The following is a 20,469-nucleotide window of genomic DNA, read 5'->3' as shown; positions in this document are numbered from 1 at the left end:
GCCGACATCCCCGTGGAGGGCGACCAGGCTGTCCCCACCGGCCGCGAGCGGAGCTTCCCTCGAGGGGGTCCACAACCCAATGCTGCGGCTGCAAGCCCTGCTGCCCGACGAGTACACCGTCGTGCCGCCCGAAGACCTCGCCACGCGCATCGGCGCGGCCAAGGAGGCGCTGCGCGACCGGCTCTTCGTCCTCGGGCACCACTACCAGCGCCACGAGGTGATGCGCTGGGCCGACGCCCGGGGCGACTCGTTCCGCCTCTCCGTGCTCGCCCAGCAGCACGCCGAGGCCGACTACATCGTGTTCTGCGGCGTGCACTTCATGGCCGAGTCGGCCGACATCCTCACCGGCGACCACCAGCAGGTGATCCTCCCCGACCTGAACGCCGGCTGCTCGATGGCCGACATGGCCGACGTCGACTCCGTCGAGGAGGCGTGGGACGCGCTGTCCGGCGTGGTCGACCTCGACCGGCTCGTGCCCATCACGTACATGAACTCGTCGGCGGCCCTGAAGGCTTTCGTGGGCCGCCACGGCGGGGCGGTGTGCACCAGCACCAACGCCCGGGCCGTGCTCGAGTGGGCGTTGGCCAGGGGCGACAAGGTGCTGTTCTTCCCGGACCAGCACCTGGGCCGCAACACCGCTCTGGCCATGGGCCACGGCCACGAGGCCATGCGCGTGTGGAACCCGAAGCTGGAGCTCGGCGGGCTCACCGAGGCCGACTGCAAGGACGCCACCTTCCTGCTGTGGAAGGGCCACTGCACGGTGCACCAGCGGTTCCGCCCCGAGCACGTCGAGGCCTTCCGGGCCGAGCACCCCGGCGGCATCGTGGTCGCCCACCCCGAGTGCTCCTACGAGGTGTGCCAGCTGGCCGACCAGGTGGGCTCCACCGACTTCATCATCAGGGCCGTCGAGGCCGCGCCGCCGGGCGCGGTGATCGGGGTGGGCACCGAGATCCACCTGGTGCAGCGCCTCGACGACGAGACGCCCGACAAGACGGTGGTGTCGCTCGACCCGCTGATCTGCCCCTGCTCGACGATGTTCCGGATCGACGCCGCCCACCTGTGCTGGGTGCTCGAGAACCTGGTGGAGGGCCGGGTGGTGAACCAGATCACGGTCGACCCGGACACCGCCGAGTGGGCCCGGGTGGCGCTGGAGCGGATGCTGGAGATCACCTGAGCCGCACACGGGCGGGTGCGCGGTGAGTGCCACCGTGATCACCGTCGCGTACCGCACGGACCACCTGGACACGGCCTGGATCCCGGACGACGCCGACGTGATCGTGGTGCACAACGACCGGTGCCTCGATCCGGCGACCGTCACCCACCCTCGCGCCCGGCACCTGGTCAACGCCGACAACGTCGGCTTCGGTGCGGCCGTCAACCGCGCCCTCCCCCTGGTCAGGACCGAGCGCGTGCTGCTGTGCAACCCCGACGCCACCCCCCGGCCGGAGCACTGGCGCGCCCTGGTCGACGAGGCCGGGCCCGGGGAGCTGGTGACCGTGCCCCTCGTCGATCCGACCGGTCGTCCGGAGGCGGTCGTGAGCCGCTACCCGACCCCGCTCTCGATCGTGCTGACGGCGTTCCGGGTCGGCCGGTGGCTCCCGCGCGGCAGCCCGCTCCGGGCGCGACTCGCCCCGCTTCTCGGACCGTGGGGTCGAGCACACGCCCAGGCGCTCAGGGATCCGAGCGGCTCCTGGGAGCTGACAGAGCGGTGGCCGTCGGCTGCCCTCTGCTCGTACCCGACGGACGCGCTGCGCGCCGTCGGCGGCTTCGACCCCGGGTACTTCCTCTACCTCGAGGACACCGACCTGGCCCGGCGGCTCGCCCGGTCCGGGCTGACCCTTTGCGTGCGCGTGGCCCACAGCCCGGCCGCGATCCACCTGGTGGGCGCCTCGAGCGCCGGCCGGCGCGAGCAGCGCCGCACCGCCGATCTGGCCTACGTCCGCTCCACCGAGCGGTACGCCTCGGCGAGCGTCGGGCCGCGGTGGCGAGCGGTCCGGCCGCTGCTCGCGCTGCGCCGGCGCTGGCTGTGCCGATGACCGGGCCGACCGCAGCGCTGCTCGTGCTCGGCCGGGCCAGGGGCCTCGGCGAGGCCGCCCGGGTGCGGTCGTGGGAGGCGATCCTCGGTGCCGCCGGGGTGATCCCCGTCGTCGTGCCCCTGCTGACCGACCATCGCACGCGGCTCCCCCACCTGCCGCTGTCCCAGCTCCGCGACGTCAGCGCCGGGCGCACCACCCCGGAGACCCTGGCATGGTCGCTCCCCTCGCTCCGCCGGCGGCTCGACCGTCTCCAGCCCGACCTGGTGGTCTCGGTGACGAACAGGGCCTTCCACCCCTCGATCGGGGCCTCGGCCCGGTGCGTGGTCCTCGACGCCGTCGATCCGTTGGCCGTGAGCTACGCCCAGCGCGCCCGCTCGGTCCGGAACCCGGCGAGGAAGGCGGTGTTCGGGCTGCTCGGGTGGGCCCACGCCCGCTTCGAGCAACACCCCCAGCCGCAGGTGGTGCGCACCCTGGCCGGCTGGTCCGATGCCGCGGCCGCCGGTGTGCAGTGGCTCCCGAACGTGGTGCAGGCCGAACCGGAGCACGCCGTGGCCGCGGACCACGACCTCGTCTTCTTCGGCAACCTCGGCTACGCGCCGAACGTCGAGGCCGTCGAGCGGCTGGATCGGGCCTGGCCGGCCATCGCCAGGGTGCGGCCCGGGACCACGCTGCTGCTGGCGGGCTCGCACGCGGCCGCCGCGGTGCGGCACGCGGCCCAGCGCCACGGTTGGACGCTGCTCGGCCCGTACGACGACGTCGCCGACGTCTGCGGAAGGGCCCGGATCGCCATCGCCCCGCTGACGTCGGCGGTCGGCATCCAGAACAAGGTCCTCGAGGCCGCCGCCCACGGGTTGGCGCAGATCGTGTCGCCGGCTGCGGCCGGGGGCTTCGCGCCCGGGTTCCCGTTCCACGTGGCGCCCGACGACGCCAGCCTGATCCGCGAGATCGTCGACCTGCTCGACGACGAGGCCGCCCGTGTCGATCTGGCCCAGCGGGCGCGCGCCGCCGTCCGCCAGACCTACACGCCGGAGGCCTGGGCACCCCTGATCACCATGCTCCTGGGCGACGGTCCCGGACCGCTCGGGGCGGCCTGAGCGGAGCCGGGCCTCGGGGACCGGGCCCCGAAGGCAGCACGATCGTCTCCACGGGCACGACGGGAGGGGAGAATAGGTGCCGTGCACCACGCCTCGACCCGTCGCGTCCGGAGCCGTTGAGCTCGGACCGGCCCCCCCTGGGATGGCGCCGGGTGGGGGTGCCGCTCGTCACGCTGCGGATCCTGGGTCAGGCAGCCGAGTTCCTGGCGTTCGTCATCTTCGCTCGAAGGCTCGGGACCACCGAGTTCGGACAGCTCTCCATGGCGTTCTTGGTGTGCCGGTATGCGGGGATGGTGGCCGACTGGGGTGCAGCCGTCAGAGGCGTCCGCGACGTCGCCGGCGACCGGTCCGCCGGCCAGATCGCTGCCCTCCTCAAGCGCCGGTACGCGGTGACGACCGTGCTCACGGGCGCGTACGTCGTCGGCTGCGTCGCTACCGGCTGGCTGAGCCTCGTGCCGGTCGCGATGGTGATCGTCTCCCGGGGCCTGAGCCGCGACTGGCTCGCTCTCGGCCGCCACCTCGGCGGGCGTGCTGGCATGCCAGCTGTGGCGCAAGGAGCAACCGCAGCGCTGCTGGCAACCACCGTCAACAGCCTCGGCTGGGCAGCCATCGTCCTGGCGCTCGCGTACGGGACCAGCACGATGATGTCGTTGGCACTGAACCGCGTGCCAGACCGTCCGCCGTCCGCCGGGGTGAAGGTGGACGCGTGGCTCGTTGTCTCCTTGCTCGCCGACCAGGTCACGCTGTCGAGCGACGTGCTGTTGCTCGGCTTCCTGGCGTCGGCCTCGGAGGCCGGGGTGTACGCCGCGGTCTACAGGATCCCGAACGCCTGGCTGAGCGTCATCGGCCTTGTGGTGCTCTCCCGGCTTCCTTCCGTCACGCACGCCCTCACGCGAGGAGAGGCGACGATCTCGCAGCTCTGGCGGCGGGCGTCACGGCTCGGCGCGCTCATCGCCGTGGTGATCGTTGCGACCATCCCCATCGCCGTCCTGCTCGTCGTGCCCCTGTTCGGCGAGGAGTACGCAGCAGGTCGGGCGCCTCTGGCCATCCTCCTCCTGGCGACGGCCGCCATCGCAGCGGGTTCGTCGCTGCACCCACTGGTCGTGGCCTTGAACGAAGACCGGCGCTTGGCTGCCGCCTCGGTCGGAGTGGCTCTACTGAACGTCAGCGGGAACGTGGCCGTGATCCCCGCTCACGGCATGGTGGGCGCCGCGGTCGTGACGCTCGTGAGCGAGGTCATCCTCGGCTTGGCCTTTGCGGTGATCGTGGGCCGCCGGGCCCGACAGGCCGTGCACCGGTGAGCAGGTTCCTGTTCGTCGGGCACAGCCCGAGAGTCGGTGGCGCCGAGCTCGCGCTGGAGGAGCTGGTCCGCGGGATCGTGGCGGAGGGGCACGAGTGCGTCGTGGCTCTACCAGCGATGGGCCCGATGACGGAGCGCTACCGTCGAGCAGGTGCCCGCGTTGTCACGGCCCGCTTCACCAGCTGGGCAACGCTCCGGCGGTCGATCGCCGCCAGGGCGGCACGGGCCGCCCTGCTTCCCATCGGCATCGCGCACCTCGCCTGGCTGATCCACCAGCTCTCACCCGACGTCATCGTGTCGAACACGGTCGTGACGGGCGCTGGCGCGCCGGCCGCCTGGCTGACCCGGCGACGTCATGTCTGGTTCCTCCACGAGTTCGGTGACCTCGATCACGGCTACCGCTTCGTCCTGGGCGCCCCCCTTTCGTTCGGCCTCATCGGCCGGCTCTCTCACGCCGTCGTCTGCTGCTCTCACGCCGTCGCCGACCGCTTCGCGCCCTACGTCCGCGGAGTCGGGCCAGCCGTCGCCTACTACGCGGTCGAGGGTTCGACAGCCTCGCCCTCGGCCCCACGACGCCGATCACCTGAAGAGCCCGTACGGCTCGTGCTGGTCGGAACGCTGAGCCCGGGCAAGGGCCAGCTCGATGCCATCCGGGCACTCGCCCGACTACGCCAGCACGGTCTGGCTGCGACACTCGACCTCGTCGGGCCCGACACGCCGCCCCACGGGACCGCTCTGCGCTCGGAGGTGCGGCAGCTCGGTCTCCTCGAGGCCGTGAGGTTCGTCGGGCCGGTCGAGGATCCGACGCCGTGGTACGACGGGGCGGATGTCGTGCTCGTCTGCTCGCGCAACGAGGCCTTCGGCCGGGTGACCGTCGAGGCGATGAAACGAGAGCGTCCTGTTGTCGGCGCCGCCTCTGGCGGCACCCTCGAGCTGATCGCCGCATCCGGCGGGGGCTTGGTCTACCCGGCCGGAGACGTCGCCGCCCTGGTGGAAGCCGTCGAAACGGTCGTTGACGACGCCGACCAGGCACTCGCACTCGGGTCCGACGGTCGATCGTGGGCTACGGCGCGCTGCACGCGAGAACGCTACGTCAAGGCCTTCATGGCCGCCGTCGAGGATCTCGGCCCGGGCCCGGAGCGGGCTCACCGGCCTTCACCGCCGAACACGCTGCGGAGGGTGCGGACGAGGATGCGCGCGTCGAACGACAGGCTCTGCCGCCGCAGGTAGAAGAACTCGTACTGCAGCTTCTCCAGCGCGTCGGCCTCGTTGCCGGCGTAGCCGTACTTCACCTGCGCCCACCCGGTGATCCCGGGCCTGACGAGGTGGCGGACCTCGTAGAAGGGCAGCTTCTCCCGCAGCTCGGCCACGTAGCCGGGCTGCTCGGGCCGGGGACCCACCAGCGAGAGGTCGCCCCGGAGCACGTTCACCACCTGGGGGAGCTCGTCGAGGTGCGTGCGGCGCAGGAGGTGCCCGAGACCGGTGATGCGGGGATCGTCCTCGGAGGTCCACTCGTCGACCGGGCCCCCGGCCGCGGGCGCCATCGTCCGGAACTTGACGATGGTGAAGACCCGACCGCCGCGACCCACTCGCTGCTGCCGATACAGGAGCGGGCCGCGGTTCGCGACCAGGTCGCCGACGAACACCAACGGGGTGAGCAGCACCAGGAACACCAGCCCCACCGCGGCGAGGAAGAGGTCGAAGATCCGCTTCACCCGGGCGTAGCGGAGCCGGTGGATCTCGCCGATGTCGAACATGAGCGACACGCGCTCGAGCTCGGACACCGGCAGCTTCCCGAGCCACTCCTCGTAGAACAGGGAGAGGGTGCGCACCCGCAGGCCGCCGGCGTGGAGCTGGGCGGCTTGGGCCACCACGCCCTCGTCGGCCTGGGCCGATCGGCTGAGCACCAACACCGTGGCGCGGGTGGCCTCCGCCCGCTCGGTGAGGGGGCCGACCGGTCCCGACGCCGAGGCCTCCTCGCTGGTCAGCGAGGCCACCAGGTGCGCGGGCCGCTCCGGCGCCAGGTCGAGATCGTCACCCAGGGTCGCGGTGTCGGCGGCGTCGCCGACGAGCAGCACCCGATCGCGCTCCTCGGCCCTCGCCCTCGCCTCGGACGCTGCCCGGGAGCAGAGCGCGAGCCACGGCACGAGCAGCACGGCCGACCCGAACACCACGAAGCGGGGCAGCAGGGCGTCGCCCGTGACCAGCTGGACCACCGAGATCCCGAGCGCGGCCGCGGCGGTGGCGGCCAGCGCGGAGACGAAGGCCGACCGGCCGCTGCGTGGCAGCTCGGGCAGGCCCACCGCGTACGCCGCGACTGCGATGAGCCCCATGTAGGCGATCGACCACGCGAACCGGAACGAGTCGACGTAGTCGTACGGCTCGTCGGCCACGAACCGGCTGTGGACCACGCTCAGCAGCAGGACCACGGCCACGATCCCGCCGACCTGCAGCACGGACGCGAAGCGACGCACGGCTACGGCCCGGCCTCGGGCACGCCCGGCCGGTCGGCCTGGTTCACCACGACCACAGTGTGCTCCCGATCGGCGGGACGGCCGGTGATCTGAGCCTTCCGCTCGCCGACCGCCTGCGCCAGGCAGGATGGAGGTCCCGATGTCCGTGGAGCGTGGCTGATGCCGGTCGAGCGCGATCCTGAGCGCAAGGCACGAGAGCGCGCCTTCCACGATCGGCGGTTCACCAGCGAGACCCGCGACCGCGCTGCCAAGTACTACGCAGTCGATGCCGCCGGTGCCCGGTACCGAGAGATCCTCGCGGCAGTCCCGCCCGGCGCCACGGTCCTCGAGTGCGGGTGCGGGATCGGCAGCATGGCCTTCGAGCTCGCTCGCCGGGGGGTGCGCGTGATCGCCATCGACCTCTCCCCGGTGGCCGTCGGGCAGGTCCGGGCGCGGGCCACGGAGGAGGGGCTCCACATCGACGCTCGGGTGATGGACGCCGAGGCGCTCTCCCTCCCGAGCGGCACGCTGGACGTGGTCATCGGATCCGGCATCCTGCACCACCTCGATCTGCGGAGCGCCTTCGGCGAGGTCGCTCGGGTCCTTCGGCCGACGGGGTGGGCGGTGTTCGTGGAGCCCCTGGGCCACAACCCGGCGATCACCGCCTACCGGCGGCTCACACCGTCGATGCGGACCCCGGACGAGCACCCTCTTCGCCGTGGCGACCTGGCCCTGGCCCAGGAGCGCTTCGGCGACGTGCAGCTCGAGGCGTTCGATCTGCTGGCACTGGCAGGGGTGCCCATCCGCCGGTACCGGGCCGGGCAGGCCGCCATCGCCCGGCTCCACGGTGCCGACCGCTGGCTGTTCGCCAGGTACCCGCGCTCCCGGTACCTGGCGTGGGTGGCGGTACTCGCTCTCCGGCGGCCGCGCCCGGCGTCAGCCTGACGAACCGGTCGGCTACCCGGCCAGGAGCGGACCGAGGAACCGCCCGGTGTGGCTCTCGGGCGTGGCCGCCACCAGCTCGGGCGGGCCCTCCACCACCACCTTGCCGCCCCCGGAGCCGCCCTCGGGCCCCAGGTCGATCAGCCAGTCGGCGGTCTTGACCACGTCGAGGTTGTGCTCGATCACGAGCACCGAGTTGCCCTGGTCGACCAGCCGCGACAGCACCGTGAGGAGCTTGCGGACGTCTTCGAAGTGCAGACCGGTGGTGGGCTCGTCGAGGATGTAGATGGTGTGGTTCGTGGGTCGCTTGGCCAGCTCGCTGGCCAGCTTCACCCGCTGCGCCTCGCCGCCCGACAGGGTGGGGGCCGGCTGGCCCAGGCGCACGTAGCCGAGCCCCACGTCGACCAGCGTCTGCATGTGGCGGGCGATGGGCGGCTGGTTGGAGAAGAACGCCAGCGCCTCCTCGCACGACAGGTCGAGCACCTCGGCGATGTTCTTCCCCTTGAACGCGATGTCGAGGGTGTCGCGGTTGTAGCGGTCGCCCTTGCAGACCTCGCAGGGCACGTACACGTCGGGCAGGAAGTGCATCTCGATCTTGATGGTGCCGTCGCCCGCGCAGGCCTCGCAGCGGCCGCCGCTCACGTTGAACGAGAACCGCCCCGGCAGGTAGCCGCGGATCCGCGCCTCCGGGGTCTGGCTGAAGAGCTTGCGGACGTGGTCGAAGACCCCCGTGTAGGTGGCCGGGTTGGAGCGGGGGGTGCGGCCGATCGGCGACTGGTCGATGTTGATGACCTTGTCGAGGAACTCGACCCCCTCGAGGGCCTTGTGGCGGCCGGGCACGTCCTTCGACCGGTAGATCCGCTGCATGAGGGCCCGGTGGAGGATGTCGGACACGAGGGTGGACTTGCCCGAGCCCGACACGCCGGTGACGCACACGAAGCACCCGAGGGGGATGGCCACGTCGATGTCGCGGAGGTTGTGCTCGCGCGCGCCCCGGACCCACAGCCACTCGTCGCCCGGCTCCCGTCGGGTGGCCGGCACGGGGATCCTGCGCCGCCCCGAGAGGTACTGGCCGGTGACCGAGGCCTTGGCCCGCAGCAGCCCCTTGACCGTGCCCGAGTAGACGACGTCACCGCCGTGCTCGCCGGCCCCGGGCCCGATGTCGACCACGTGATCCGACACCCTGATGGTCTCCTCGTCGTGCTCGACCACCAGCACCGTGTTGCCGAGGTCGCGCAGCCGCACGAGGGTGTCGATGAGGCGGCGGTTGTCGCGCTGGTGGAGGCCGATCGAGGGCTCGTCGAGCACGTACAGCACCCCCACCAGCCCGCTGCCGATCTGGCTGGCCAGGCGGATCCGCTGCGCCTCGCCCCCGGCCAGCGTGCCGGCCGACCGCCCCAGGCTCAGGTAGTCGAGGCCGACGTCGAGCAGGAAGCCCATGCGGGCGTTGATCTCCTTCACCACCCGCTCGGCGATCATGCGGTCGCGCTCGGAGAGGTCGAGGCCGGCCAGGAACTTGGCCGCCTCGCCGATGCTCATCGAGCTCACCTCGAACAGGTTCCTGCCCCCCACGAGCACCGCCAGCGACGCCGGCTTGAGCCGGGCGCCGTCGCAGGCGGGGCAGGGAACCTCCCGCATGTAGCCCTCGATCTGCTCCCGCTGGTGGTCGCTCTCGGCGTCGGCGTGCCGGCGCTGGAGGTACGGCAGGACGCCCTCGTACGAGGTGGAGTAGGTGCGGACCCGCCCGTAGCGGTTGCGGTAGCGGACGGTCACCGACTCCTTCCCCGCTCCGTGCAGGATCACCTGCTGCTGCTTCTTGCCGAGCCGGCCCCAGGGGGCGTCCGGGTCGATGCCGTGCTCCTCGGCCACGGCGGTGAGGAGCCGGGCGAACCACTGGGCGCGGGCTGTCGACCAGGGGGCGATCGCCCCCTCGTTGAGCGACAGGTCGGGGTTGGGCACCACCAGCTCGGGGTCGACCTCGAAGCGCGTGCCGAGGCCGTCGCAGCGCTCGCACGCCCCGTAGGGCGAGTTGAACGAGAAGTTCCGGGGGGCGAGCTCGTCGAAGCTCAGCCCGCAGGTGGGGCAGGCGAGGTGCTGGCTGAACGTGAGGGTCTCCGAGTCGCCGCCGTCGCGGCCCACGATCTCCACCTCGGCGATGCCGTCGGCCAGGCGCAGCGCCGTCTCCAGCGAGTCGGTCAGGCGGCGCTCGATGCCGTCGCGCCGGACCAGCCGGTCGACGACCACCTCCAGGGTGTGCTGCTCGTAGCGCGCCAGGTGGGCGCCGTCCTTGGCCACCTCGGCCAGGTCGCGCACCTCGCCGTCGATGCGGGCCCGGGCGAAGCCCTGCGAGGCGAGGTCGGCGAGGAGCGTGTCGTACTCGCCCTTGCGGCCGCGCACCACCGGCGCGAGCACCTGGAAGCGGGTGCCGTCGGGCAGCTCGAGCACGCGATCGACGATCTGCTGGGGTGTCTGGCGCTCGACCCGGGTGCCGTCGTTCGGGCAGTGGGGCACGCCGATGCGGGCGTAGAGAAGGCGCAGGTAGTCGTAGACCTCGGTGATGGTGCCCACCGTGGATCGGGGGTTGCGCGACGCCGACTTCTGGTCGATGGAGATGGCCGGCGACAGGCCCTCGATGAAGTCGACGTCGGGCTTGTCCATCTGGCCGAGGAACTGCCGGGCGTACGACGACAGCGACTCGACGTAGCGCCGCTGACCCTCGGCGTAGATCGTGTCGAACGCCAGGGACGACTTGCCCGAGCCCGAGAGCCCCGTGAACACGATGAGCTTGTCGCGGGGCAGCTCGATCGAGATGTTCTTCAGGTTGTGCTCGCGGGCGCCGCGGACGACCAGCCGATCCACGGACCGATCCTACCGGCGGCAGGTCGGCCGATGGGGGAACGCCTGTTCGATCAGGGGCGAGATCGGCCCCTCGGGCTCACCGCTCGTAGGTGACCACCAGCAGGTCGTCGCCCTGGTGGTCGACGGTGCGGACACCGCCGCTGCGCCGCCACTCCCCGATGGCGTCCGGGGCCTCGACGGCGTCACCTGCGAGCACCAGCTCGACGCTGGCCACCCCGGACCGTGCGGCCACCGCCAGGGCGTCGGGAAGGGCTTCCTCGCCGTCAGCCGTCAACCATCGCCGCTCGCCGTACCACCACCCCGCCTCCCGGCCCAGGTTGATGTCGGTGGCGACGACGACCCGCCCGTCCGCCACGTCGAGGAGCGCCTCGACGGTGCGGGCCACCTCGCGGGTGCGATCGACGTGCCACGCCAGCCCGTACCAGGTGACCGCGGCCGCCACGGCCAGCAGCGCCACCGCCGGAGCCCGTCGCATGCCGGCGCGGTCGATGGCGTTGGCGCCGACCACCACCAGCAGCGCGCCCGAGACCAGCAGGTAGCGGCCTCCCCACTGGGGGGCCTGCTCACCAGGCCACTGAAGCAGCCAGATGGCCGGCAGCGCGAGCAGACCTCCACCCAGCAGGAGGTGCTCGCGGCTCGTGCGGGCCCCGAACAGGCCGGCCGCCGCCACCGCCGACGCCGGGAGGAGCCCGGGCACGAAGCCCAGCCCCAGCGCGCCCCGCACCACCAGCAGGGCGATCGCCACCCCACCGCCGAGCCAGACGAGGAGGGGGCTGGTGCCCGGGCGGACGGCCCCGAGGGCGAGGCAGAGGATCCCCACCGCGACGACGGCCCCGAGCAGGAGCGAGAGGGGGTGCTCGTTCTGGAAGATGCCGAAGCCCGTCAGCACCGCGTCGCGGAGGCGGGTGGCCACCACCGAGCCGGCCCCCTCCACCAGCCCGCTCGAGCGGGCCGCCCGGCTCCCACCGGGGCCGAGCAGCGACCGCTCGACCAGCTGGCTGGCGGCCAACACGGCCACGCCTCCGGCCACCGCAGCGACCAGCAGGGCCGGCCGGCGCGTCCACCGGCGCCGCTCCTCCGGGATGAAGGCCGCCACGACCACGAGGGAGGCCAGCACCAGCGCCACCTCGGAGCGCAGCACCACGCCGAGCGCGGCGGTGGCCCCGGCGAGCGCGGCGACAGGCACACGGTCCGCCGACAGGGCCAGGGCGACGGCCAGCAGCGCGACCCCGACCGCTGGCGCGTGCTCCCAGAAGTCGGTCGCGTAGAACGCCACCGGCGACGCGAGGCCCGTGACCCAGAAGGCCAGCCGCCCGTCCGACGCAGGGTCGACGAGGCGGGCCAGCCAGCCTGCCGCCACGGCGGCGAGCACCGCTCCCAGGGCCGGCAGCAGGAGGATGGCGCGCGCGCCTCCGATCGCCCACAGGGGACGGGCTGCCTCGACGAGCGGCAGCGACGTGATCTGCACGTAGCGGTCACCCCGGGGCACGGTGTGGCGCAGCGGGTGGTGCACCGCCTCCGGGTCGGCGGCGGCGGCCCAGTAGCCGACGTCCGGTTCCCACGAGTCGCGCTCGCCCATGACGCGCAGCGTGGCCACCTTGCCGCCCACGTCGGAGAACGACGCGGCGCGGGCGTCGCCGAGCCAGCCCACGCCGAGGTACACGGCCAGAAGGACCAGGGGCCCGACCAGCCGCTTCCAGCGCATGCCGTGATCCTCTCGCGGTTCCCGGGCGCGGCTGGGGGACGGGGCTACCCTCCGGCGATGCCACCGCTCCCCTGGCGACGCCTGGTCGTGTGGAGCGTCCTGGGCACGCTCGTCGTCGTGGCCGCCGTGCTGGTCGACCTCCAGCGGACGGGGAGCAACCCGCTCGGCCTGGTGCAGCCGGGCGCGCGGGGGCCTGCGGCCCAGGTCTTCCGAGAGGACTTCCCCGGCACCGAGCTGCTGCGCGGCACCGGCCACGACGGTCAGCAGCTGTACGCCATCGCCCGGTCGCCCATGCACCTCGACGAGGTCAGCGAGCACCTCGACCGGCCGCGCTACCGGCTCCAGCGGCCGCTGTTCCCGCTGCTCGCCTGGGCCCTGCACCCCCAGGGTGGCGGCACCGGGCTGGTGATCGCCCTCTTCGTGGTCGGAACGGCGGCGGTGCTCATCGGTGGTGTGGCCACCGGCGCGCTGGCCGTCACCGTCGGCGGTGGGCCGTGGGCCGCTCTGCTGTTCGCGCTGGTTCCCGGGACCTACGTCGCCCTGCGGATCAGCACCGCCGACGGCCTCGCCCTGGCCCTGGCGATCGCCGCGACCGCGCTGTTCCTGCGCGGTCGCCAGGCCGCGGCCGTGGCGTGCGGTGTGGCCGCGGTGCTCACCAAGGAGTCCGTGCTGGTGGTGCTCGTGGGCGTGGCCCTCGGCCGGCGCGACCGCCGGAGCCTGGCGCTCGTGGCCGTGCCCGCCGCGGTGGCGTGTGCGTGGTGGCTCGCCGTCCGCCTGCTCGTCGAGGCCACCGGTCGCCAGGTGGTGGAGCTCTCCGCGCCGTTCACCGGCCTGTGGGACGCCGTCGTCGGCGGGTGGACGGCGGACGACGCGGCCTTCGCCGCCGCCTTCGCGCTGCTCACGGTCACCGCGGCCGTCGCCGCCCTCGCGACGCGCCGGCCCCGCCACCCCCTGTGGTGGGCCGTCGCCCTGAACGGAGCATTCCTCGTGGTCCTGGGCCCGGACGTCCTCGCCCTGAACCTGAACGGCAGCAGGGCCACCGCGCCGGCCCTGCTGCTGGCGCTGCTGATGCTGGTGACCCCGAGGAACCCGCAGCGACGAACGCTCAGCCCGCCGCCCGCAGCTCTCGCTTCAGGTCCTTGATCTCGTCGCGGAGGCGGGCGGCGTACTCGAAGCGGAGGTCGGCCGCGGCCTGGTGCATCTCCTCCTCGAGGGTCTGCACCAGCCGCACGAGCTCGCCGTGGGGCAGCTCGGCCAGGTCGCTGCGAGCCCTGTCGCGCCGGCGCGAACGCCGGTCCCGGCCCGGCACCGGCGCGGTCTCCGCCGGACGCAGGGTGGCCAGGATGTCGGTGACGGCCTTGCGGATGGTCTGCGGGTCGATGCCGTGCAGGGCGTTGTAGGCCTGCTGCAGCCCGCGCCGGCGATTCGTCTCGGAGATGGCCCGCTGCATCGAATCGGTCACGGCGTCGGCGTACATGATCACCTGACCGTCGACGTTGCGGGCGGCCCGGCCGATGGTCTGGATCAGGGACGTCTCGCTGCGGAGGAAGCCCTCCTTGTCGGCGTCGAGGATGGCGACCAGCGACACCTCGGGCAGGTCCAGCCCCTCTCGGAGCAGGTTGATGCCCACCAGCACGTCGAACTCGCCGAGGCGCAGGTCGCGGAGGATCTCGATGCGTTGGATGGTGTCGACCTCGGAGTGCAGGTACCGCACCCGCACCCCCAGCTCGAGCAGGTAGTCGGTGAGGTCCTCGGCCATCTTCTTGGTGAGGGTGGTGACGAGGACCCGGTCGCCCTTGGCTACCCGCTGGCTGATCTGCTCCAGCAGGTCGTCGATCTGGCCCTTGGTCGGCCTCACCATCACCTCGGGATCGATCAGCCCGGTGGGCCGCACGATCTGCTCGACCACCTGGGCCGAGTGGTCGAGCTCCCACGGGCCGGGGGTGGCCGACAGCAGCACGCACTGGTTCACCCGCTCCAGGAACTCATCGAAGCGCAGCGGGCGGTTGTCGGCCGCCGACGGCAGGCGGAACCCGTGCTCGACGAGAGCGGCCTTGCGGGAGCGATCGCCCTCGTACTGGCCGTGGAGCTGGGGGATCGTGACGTGGCTCTCGTCGACCACGATCAGGAAGTCGTCGGGGAAGTAGTCGAGCAGGGCGTAGGGCGCCTGGCCGGGCTCCCGGCCGTCGATGTGGCGGCTGTAGTTCTCGATGCCGTTGCAGTAGCCGACCTCCTGCATCATCTCGAGGTCGTACTGGGTGCGCATGCGGAGCCGCTGGGCCTCGAGCAGCTTGCCCTGCGCCTCGAACTCGGCGAGGCGCTCCTGCAGCTCGGCCTCGATGCCGACGATGGCCTCGCGCATGCGCTGGTCGCTGGCCACGTAGTGGGTGGCCGGGAAGATGACCACCTCGTCGAGCTCGCGGAGGTGCTCGCCGGTGAGCGGATCGACCACCGAGATGCGCTCGACCTCGTCGCCGAACAGCTCGATCCGCGTGGCGACCTCCTCGTAGGAGGGGTGCACCTCGATGGTGTCGCCCCGCACGCGGAACCGGCCCCGCACCAGGTTGGCGTCGTTGCGCTCGTACTGCAGGTCGACCAGGGAGCGCAGGATCGAGCGCTGGTCGTGCTCGTCCCCCGCCCGCACGACGAGCATCTTGCCCTGGTACTCCTCGGGCGACCCCAGGCCGTAGATGCACGACACCGAGGCCACCACGATCACGTCGCGCCGGGTGAGGAGGGCCGAGGTGGCCGCGTGGCGGAGGCGGTCGATCTCGTCGTTCACCGAGGAGTCCTTCTCGATGTAGGTGTCGCTCGACGGGATGTACGCCTCGGGCTGGTAGTAGTCGTAGTAGGAGACGAAGTACTCCACCCGGTTGTCGGGGAACAGCTCCCGGAACTCGTTGGCGAGCTGCGCGGCCAGCGACTTGTTGGGTGCGATCACGAGGGTGGGCCGCTGGACCCGCTCGATCGTCCAGGCGATGGTGGCGCTCTTGCCGCTGCCGGTGATGCCGAGCAGGGTCTGGAACCGGTCGCCCCGCTCGACCCCGGCGGCGAGAGCCTCGATGGCCTTGGGCTGGTCACCGGCTGGAGCGAACTCGGAGACGACCCGGAACGGAGGCACGGCCCGAGGCTACCGACGGGGTGTGTCACCCACGGGATCAGGGGCGCCGGACGCTGGGTCCGGCCGGGCACGGCGCCACCGGTGCCGCCGGCGGGTCGTCGACCGCCTCGGGCGGCTCGTCGAAGCGGTACAGCAGGATCGAGCCGCCGATCGTCCCGACCGGGCAGTAGGCCCGCAGCCAGGCCAGGTCGTCCCGCAGGTACGCGGTGAGCGCCGAGGCCGACACCGCCAGCCAGCCCTCGACCAGGTCGGGCCGGGCCGGATCGAGCTCGGTGGCTCCCGGGATGTCCTCGATGCCGACGCCGCGAGGCCCGACGAAGGCCACCGTCGGCCGGCGGGTCGCCGACCACTCGGCCAGCCGGCCGAGGTCCTGGCCCCAGTCGAGGTCGGAGTCGGAGATCGCTCGGTAGCCGGGCCGGAAGAGGGGCGAGGTCCAGGCCAGGGCGTGCGGCGACGCGGTCAGGAACAGCGCGGCCTGGCCAACGAGCAGGGCGGCCAGGGCAGCCTGGCCGGCGCGCCAGCGGGCCAGGCGCACCCCGGGGCCGGCGGCCACCAGGGCCAGGGCGAGAACGGGGAGCAGGTACCGGGTCCCGATCGGGCGGGGCTGAGCCACGGTCGCCAGGAGCAGGGCGCCTGCGGGCACGCCGAGGACGAGGGCGGCCCGGCGACGGCGCTCGGGCGGCACGAGGGCCCAGGACCCCAGGCCCGCCGCCAACACCAGCACCGTGGTCGGCGGCAGCTTCACCGCCATCGCGCCGGCCCAGTAGCCGGCCGAGCGGCCCTCGGAGGCGCGGCCGAGCACGTACGACGGCCGCTCGGTCGCGGTGAGCTCGAGGTAGGCGAGCCCGGCGCGGTACTCGAGGGGCCAGGGCACCGACGTGCCGACCCGAGCCAGCAGCGACGCGTCGCGGCCGTCGCGCACGAACCCCTCGAGGACGTCACGGGCCTCGCCCCCGGGTGGAGCCGGCGCCACGACCCGCACCCCCACCCACACCGTCGCCCAGGCCACCCCCAGCACGACCGCCACGGTCAGCGCGGCCCGACGCAGGTCGCGCCGGCCGGCGACCACCACCACCGCCACGACGGCTCCGGCCAGGACGAGGCCGGTGTAGCGCACGAGCAGCGCCGCGCCGACGGCGGCCCCCAGCGACAGGGCCCGCCCCCGGCCGGGGCGCTCGAGCAGCCACGTCAGCGCGAGCACGGCGAGCACGGTGGCGAGAGCGAAGGGCACGTCGGTCGTCGCCAGGTGGCCGTGCCCGAGCACCAGGGGGAGGGTGAGCCACAGCCCGGCCGCGAGCAGCCCCTCCCACCCGCCGAACAGGCGGGCGCCCAGCAGGTAGAGGCTGACGGACGTGCCCGCGGCGAGGAGCACCGGCACGAGACGTGCGAGGAACGTCACCCGGTCGAGCCGGCCCACCTCCTGCTGGGCGTCGACGAAGTCCTCCGTGTACCCGAACCAGTCCGCCTCGTCCCACGACGGCGAGTCGGGCACGACGGGTCGGCCGAGGAGCGCGGGCACGGCCGCCAGGACCTTGGCCGCCGGCGGCTGCTCGGGCACCAGCCGGAGATCGTGACGGGTCAGCGCGGTCACCCCCGAGGCGATGTAGACGGCCTCGTCCACCGTCACCCGGTCGTCGGCCGCCTGCCGCAGCGCGAGGAGCGTGAACGGCACGAGCAGCCCTGCGAGCACCGCGATCACCGCCCGGCGCGTCGGCCCTGTGCACCCGCCCGGCGCGGTCGCCTCCTGGGGCGCGTTCACCCAGGGAGCCGCTGGATCCAGGCCCACACCTCGTCGACGCGTCGGGCGAGCTCGTCGCGGTCTCCTGAGTTGTCGATCACCACGTCGGCCCGGGCCACCCGCTCCTCCCGGCTCGCCTGGTTCGCGATCCGGGCCCGGGCGTCGGCCTCGTCGAAGCCCCGCTGCCCCACCAGCCGGGCGACCGCGACCTCGGGCGCCACGTCGACCACGATCACCCCCGCCATCCCGCTGCGGCCCGACTCCACCAGCAGGGGGATGTCGAGCACGACCACGTGGTCGGTGACGCGCTCGGCCTCGATGCGGCGGGCGATCTCCGCACCGACGGCCGGGTGCACGATGGCGTTCAGATCCGCCAGCGCGGCCGGGTCGCTGAACACGATCGCGGCCAGGGCCGGACGGTCGAGGAGTCCGTCCGGCGCCACCACGCCCGTGCCGAAGCGCTCCACGATGGCCGCGAACACGGGCTCGCCGGGAGCCTGCAGCTGGCGGGTGATGGCGTCGGCGTCGACGATCACCGCGCCCCGCTCGGCCAGCAGGGCCGAGACGGTGCTCTTGCCCGCTCCGATCCCCCCGGTGAGGCCGACCAGCTTCACGATCAGCGGACCGTAGCAGCGAGGGCCGACCACCCCGGATACCCCATCCGAGTGCCCGTCCTCCCCTAGCCTGGTCCCGTCGACCCGGCGCCGCCGGCGTCGCCCGAGATCGAGCACCGGACGTGCACGCCGACCTGAGCTCCCCTGCCACCTCCGAGTCAGGCGCCGCCGGCGCCCCTCTCACGGCCGCGACGGCACCGCCACCAGCGCTCGAGCGGCCGTCGGTCGACCCGTTCCGGCAGCTGGCCGTGGCCATCCGGTGGGGAGCGGTCGCGGTCGGGCTCACGCTGGCCGCCCAGGAGATCTCCGACCAGGAGTGGCCGGTCATCGCCTCCGGCCTGGTGCTGATCGCCTACACGACGTACCGCACCCTCCGCCCCATCCACGCCGTGGGCACGCGCGGGCTGGTCGATGTCCTCCTCGAGGTGGCGATCACCGTCGGCGTCGTCGTCGCGACGGGCTACTGGAGCTCCCCCTTCACCCCCTCGCTCGTCACCGCCGTGATCATCGCGGGGTTCGCCCGCGGCTTCACGCTGGCCGTGGCGATCAGCCTGGTGTCGGCGTTGGCCGTGGCCGTACCCGAGGTGCTGCGGGCCCCCACCGGGGCCGGCGACGTCGCCAGAGAGGCCGCCCAGTGGTCGGTCGTGCTCCTGCTGGTGGCCCTGGTGGCCGGCTGGGCCCGCCGGATCTCGACCGAGTCGGCCCAGCAGCAGTCGCTGGCCATGGATCGCCTCGGTCGGCTCACCGAGGCCAACGCCCTGCTCTACTCGCTCCACCGGGTCGCCCAGACCCTCCCCGCCTCGCTCGACCTCGAGGACGCGCTGGCATCGACCATCAGCAGGCTCCGCGAGCTGTTCGACTTCGACAGCGCGCTGCTCCTCCTCCACGACGACACCGACGACTCGTGGCAGCCGGCCGCCAAGCACAACGTGCGCATCCAGGAGCCCTACCGGGCGGGCACGCTGCCCCCGCCGCTGCAGCGGGCCGTGAGCTCCCCCGGCGCGCTGGCCGAGGCGAACCTGCTGGCACGCGGCGGCCCTGGTGCCGCACCTCGCGCCGAATCGGGCATCTACGCCGCCCTCCGCGCCCGCGGCACGCTGGTGGGCGCGCTCGCGGTGGAGTGCCGCGAACCCGACCGGTTCACCCCGCGCGACCTGGAGCTGCTCGACGGCTTCGTGGCGCCGGCCGCGCTCGCCATCGACAATGCCCGCTGGTTCTCCCGGCTGCGCACGGTCGCGGCCGACGAGGAGCGCTCCCGCATCGCCCGGGATCTCCACGACCGGATCGGGCAGTCGCTCGCCTACCTCGCCTTCGAGCTCGACCGCATCGTGAAGCTGGCCGGCAAGGGGAGCGACGTCGACCAGCCGCTCGGGCGGCTCCGCGAGGACATGCGCGGCGTGATCGGCGAGGTGCGCGACACCCTGTACGACCTCCGGACCGAGGTGTCCGACGAGCAGAGCATGACCGCCACCCTGGAGGCCTATCTGGCCCGCGTGCAGGAGCGCTCCGGCCTCGGGGTGACCTTCCGCTCCGACGAGCAGGCCCGGCTGCCGCTGCTCCAGGAGAAGGAGTTCTGGCGGGTCGCCCAGGAAGCGATCACGAACGTGGAGCGTCACGCCCGCGCCCGGCAGCTGGCCGTCACCTGGGTGTGCGACGGTGACGAGGCCGAGCTGGTGGTGAGCGACGACGGCATCGGCTTCGATCGCCGCACCGCCGGCCGCCTCGACTCCTACGGCCTCCTGGGCATGCGCGAGCGGGCCGCCAGCCTCGGCGCCCGCCTCGACGTCGAGTCGAACCGCGGGTTCGGGACCACCGTGCGATGCCGCCTCGTTTCCCAACGAAGGGACAACCGTTGACGATCAGACTGCTGCTGGCCGACGACCACCGCATGCTCCGGGAGGCCCTGCGGCGCTCGATGGAGGACGAGGGCTTCGAGGTGGTCGGCGAGGCGGGCGACGGCGAAGAGGCGCTGCACCTGGTCGACGAGCTCGGGCCCGACGTGGTGCTGATGGACATCAGCATGCCGGAGCTGAACGGCATCGAGGCCACACGAGACGTCCACGCCCGCCATCCCGGCGTGAAGGTCGTGATGCTGACGATGCACGCCGACCAGGAGCTGCTGGCGCAGGCCATCCGCGCCGGTGCCGTCGGCTACCTCGTGAAGGACTGCTCGGTCGAGGACATCGCGTCGACGATCCGCAGCGCCGCCGCCGGCGAGACCGCGCTGTCACCCGAGCTGGCCGCTTCGATGCTCGACGAGGTCCGCCGCCTCGACCCGCCCGCCGTGCCCGACGAGGAACGGGTGGTCACCAAGCGCGAGGAAGAGGTGCTGCAGCTCATCGCCGACGGGTGCTCGCCCCCGGAGGTGGCCAGCAAGCTCTACATCTCGCAGAAGACCGTGAAGAACCACCTCGCCTCCATCTACGAGAAGCTCGACGCCCGCGACCGGACCCAGGCCGTGCTCCGGGCGGTGCGGATGGGGATCGTGCACCTCGATTGAGCACCCGGGTTGACGAAATGGTCCGAACGTCCTATGGAGTCGCCATCCCTGCCCTCCGATACTGATCGTGCAAGCCCCCGACGGGGGTCCACGCAAGAGTCAGAGAC

General features: G+C 72.9%; 15 protein-coding genes. 9 read left to right on the top strand and 6 right to left on the bottom strand.

What is annotated here, in order from left to right; all coding sequences use genetic code 11:
* The first annotated feature begins 79 nt into the window (after window positions 1-79).
* From nadA to IPM45_17520, 5 genes are all read left to right on the top strand, one after another.
* Entirely contained in the window at window positions 80-1,174 is a 1,095-nt protein-coding gene (gene nadA, locus IPM45_17540; GenBank protein MBK9181333.1) for a quinolinate synthase NadA, read from the top strand.
* A 22-nt stretch (window positions 1,175-1,196) separates the two neighbouring features.
* Window positions 1,197-2,036, top strand: a complete 840-nt coding sequence (locus tag IPM45_17535; GenBank protein MBK9181332.1) for a glycosyltransferase family 2 protein — start codon at window positions 1,197-1,199, stop codon at window positions 2,034-2,036.
* Complete coding sequence (locus IPM45_17530; GenBank protein ID MBK9181331.1) at window positions 2,033-3,130, top strand: glycosyltransferase; 1,098 nt, start codon at window positions 2,033-2,035, stop codon at window positions 3,128-3,130. The genes IPM45_17535 and IPM45_17530 overlap by 4 nt, the downstream gene beginning before the upstream one ends.
* 152 nt (window positions 3,131-3,282) lie before the next feature.
* The gene (locus tag IPM45_17525) at window positions 3,283-4,431 is read left to right on the top strand and encodes a hypothetical protein (protein ID MBK9181330.1); all 1,149 of its coding nucleotides are present in this window, start codon (window positions 3,283-3,285) and stop codon (window positions 4,429-4,431) included.
* The gene (locus IPM45_17520; GenBank protein ID MBK9181329.1) at window positions 4,428-5,660 is read left to right on the top strand and encodes a glycosyltransferase family 4 protein; all 1,233 of its coding nucleotides are present in this window, start codon (window positions 4,428-4,430) and stop codon (window positions 5,658-5,660) included. The genes IPM45_17525 and IPM45_17520 overlap by 4 nt, the downstream gene beginning before the upstream one ends.
* Here the strand turns inward: IPM45_17520 and IPM45_17515 are convergent.
* The gene (locus IPM45_17515) at window positions 5,576-6,886 is read right to left on the bottom strand and encodes a sugar transferase (protein MBK9181328.1); all 1,311 of its coding nucleotides are present in this window, start codon (window positions 6,884-6,886) and stop codon (window positions 5,576-5,578) included. The genes IPM45_17520 and IPM45_17515 overlap by 85 nt on opposite strands.
* A gap of 177 nt (window positions 6,887-7,063) precedes the next feature.
* Between IPM45_17515 and IPM45_17510 the strand changes: the two genes are divergently transcribed.
* A complete protein-coding gene (locus IPM45_17510; GenBank protein ID MBK9181327.1) occupies window positions 7,064-7,828 on the top strand; it encodes a class I SAM-dependent methyltransferase in 765 nt (254 codons plus the stop codon).
* 12 nt (window positions 7,829-7,840) lie between these two features.
* Here the strand turns inward: IPM45_17510 and uvrA are convergent, their stop codons facing one another.
* On the bottom strand, window positions 7,841-10,684 hold the full coding sequence (gene uvrA, locus IPM45_17505; GenBank protein MBK9181326.1) for an excinuclease ABC subunit UvrA: 2,844 nt from the start codon (window positions 10,682-10,684) through the stop codon (window positions 7,841-7,843).
* Between the two features lie 76 nt (window positions 10,685-10,760).
* Entirely contained in the window at window positions 10,761-12,389 is a 1,629-nt protein-coding gene (locus IPM45_17500) for a hypothetical protein (GenBank protein MBK9181325.1), read from the bottom strand.
* Between the two features lie 57 nt (window positions 12,390-12,446).
* Between IPM45_17500 and IPM45_17495 the strand changes: the two genes are divergently transcribed.
* Entirely contained in the window at window positions 12,447-13,532 is a 1,086-nt protein-coding gene (locus IPM45_17495; protein ID MBK9181324.1) for a hypothetical protein, read from the top strand.
* On the opposite strand, the gene uvrB is transcribed toward IPM45_17495, so the two are convergent.
* Genes uvrB through IPM45_17480 form a run of 3 tightly spaced genes read right to left on the bottom strand, consistent with a single transcriptional unit; the run spans window position 13,495 to window position 17,862 of the window.
* Window positions 13,495-15,510, bottom strand: a complete 2,016-nt coding sequence (uvrB, locus tag IPM45_17490) for an excinuclease ABC subunit UvrB (protein ID MBK9181323.1) — start codon at window positions 15,508-15,510, stop codon at window positions 13,495-13,497. The genes IPM45_17495 and uvrB overlap by 38 nt on opposite strands.
* 37 nt (window positions 15,511-15,547) lie before the next feature.
* On the bottom strand, window positions 15,548-17,209 hold the full coding sequence (locus tag IPM45_17485) for a glycosyltransferase family 39 protein (GenBank protein ID MBK9181322.1): 1,662 nt from the start codon (window positions 17,207-17,209) through the stop codon (window positions 15,548-15,550).
* A gap of 56 nt (window positions 17,210-17,265) precedes the next feature.
* A complete protein-coding gene (locus IPM45_17480; GenBank protein ID MBK9181321.1) occupies window positions 17,266-17,862 on the bottom strand; it encodes a dephospho-CoA kinase in 597 nt (198 codons plus the stop codon).
* Between the two features lie 122 nt (window positions 17,863-17,984).
* On the opposite strand from IPM45_17480, the gene IPM45_17475 reads away from it, so the two are divergent.
* Window positions 17,985-19,718, top strand: a complete 1,734-nt coding sequence (locus IPM45_17475) for a GAF domain-containing protein (GenBank protein MBK9181320.1) — start codon at window positions 17,985-17,987, stop codon at window positions 19,716-19,718.
* Window positions 19,715-20,362: a response regulator transcription factor gene (locus IPM45_17470; protein MBK9181319.1), complete on the top strand. Its 648-nt coding sequence runs from the start codon at window positions 19,715-19,717 to the stop codon at window positions 20,360-20,362. Before IPM45_17475 ends, IPM45_17470 begins: the two co-directional genes overlap by 4 nt.
* Window positions 20,363-20,469 lie beyond the last annotated feature (107 nt).

This window comes from Acidimicrobiales bacterium, from assembly GCA_016716005.1.
GTDB lineage: Bacteria > Actinomycetota > Acidimicrobiia > Acidimicrobiales > JADJXE01 > JADJXE01.
Note: the sequence above shows the minus strand (reverse complement) of the source record. Positions and strands in the feature narration are given on the sequence as shown.

Coding starts and splice junctions, on each gene's coding strand:
- nadA (MBK9181333.1), top strand. CDS start 80: ATGCTGCGGCTGCAAGCCCTGCTGCCCGACGAGTACACCGTCGTGCCG.
- IPM45_17530 (MBK9181331.1), top strand. CDS start 2,033: ATGACCGGGCCGACCGCAGCGCTGCTCGTGCTCGGCCGGGCCAGGGGC.
- IPM45_17510 (MBK9181327.1), top strand. CDS start 7,064: ATGCCGGTCGAGCGCGATCCTGAGCGCAAGGCACGAGAGCGCGCCTTC.
- IPM45_17500 (MBK9181325.1), bottom strand. CDS start 12,389: ATGCGCTGGAAGCGGCTGGTCGGGCCCCTGGTCCTTCTGGCCGTGTAC.
- IPM45_17495 (MBK9181324.1), top strand. CDS start 12,447: ATGCCACCGCTCCCCTGGCGACGCCTGGTCGTGTGGAGCGTCCTGGGC.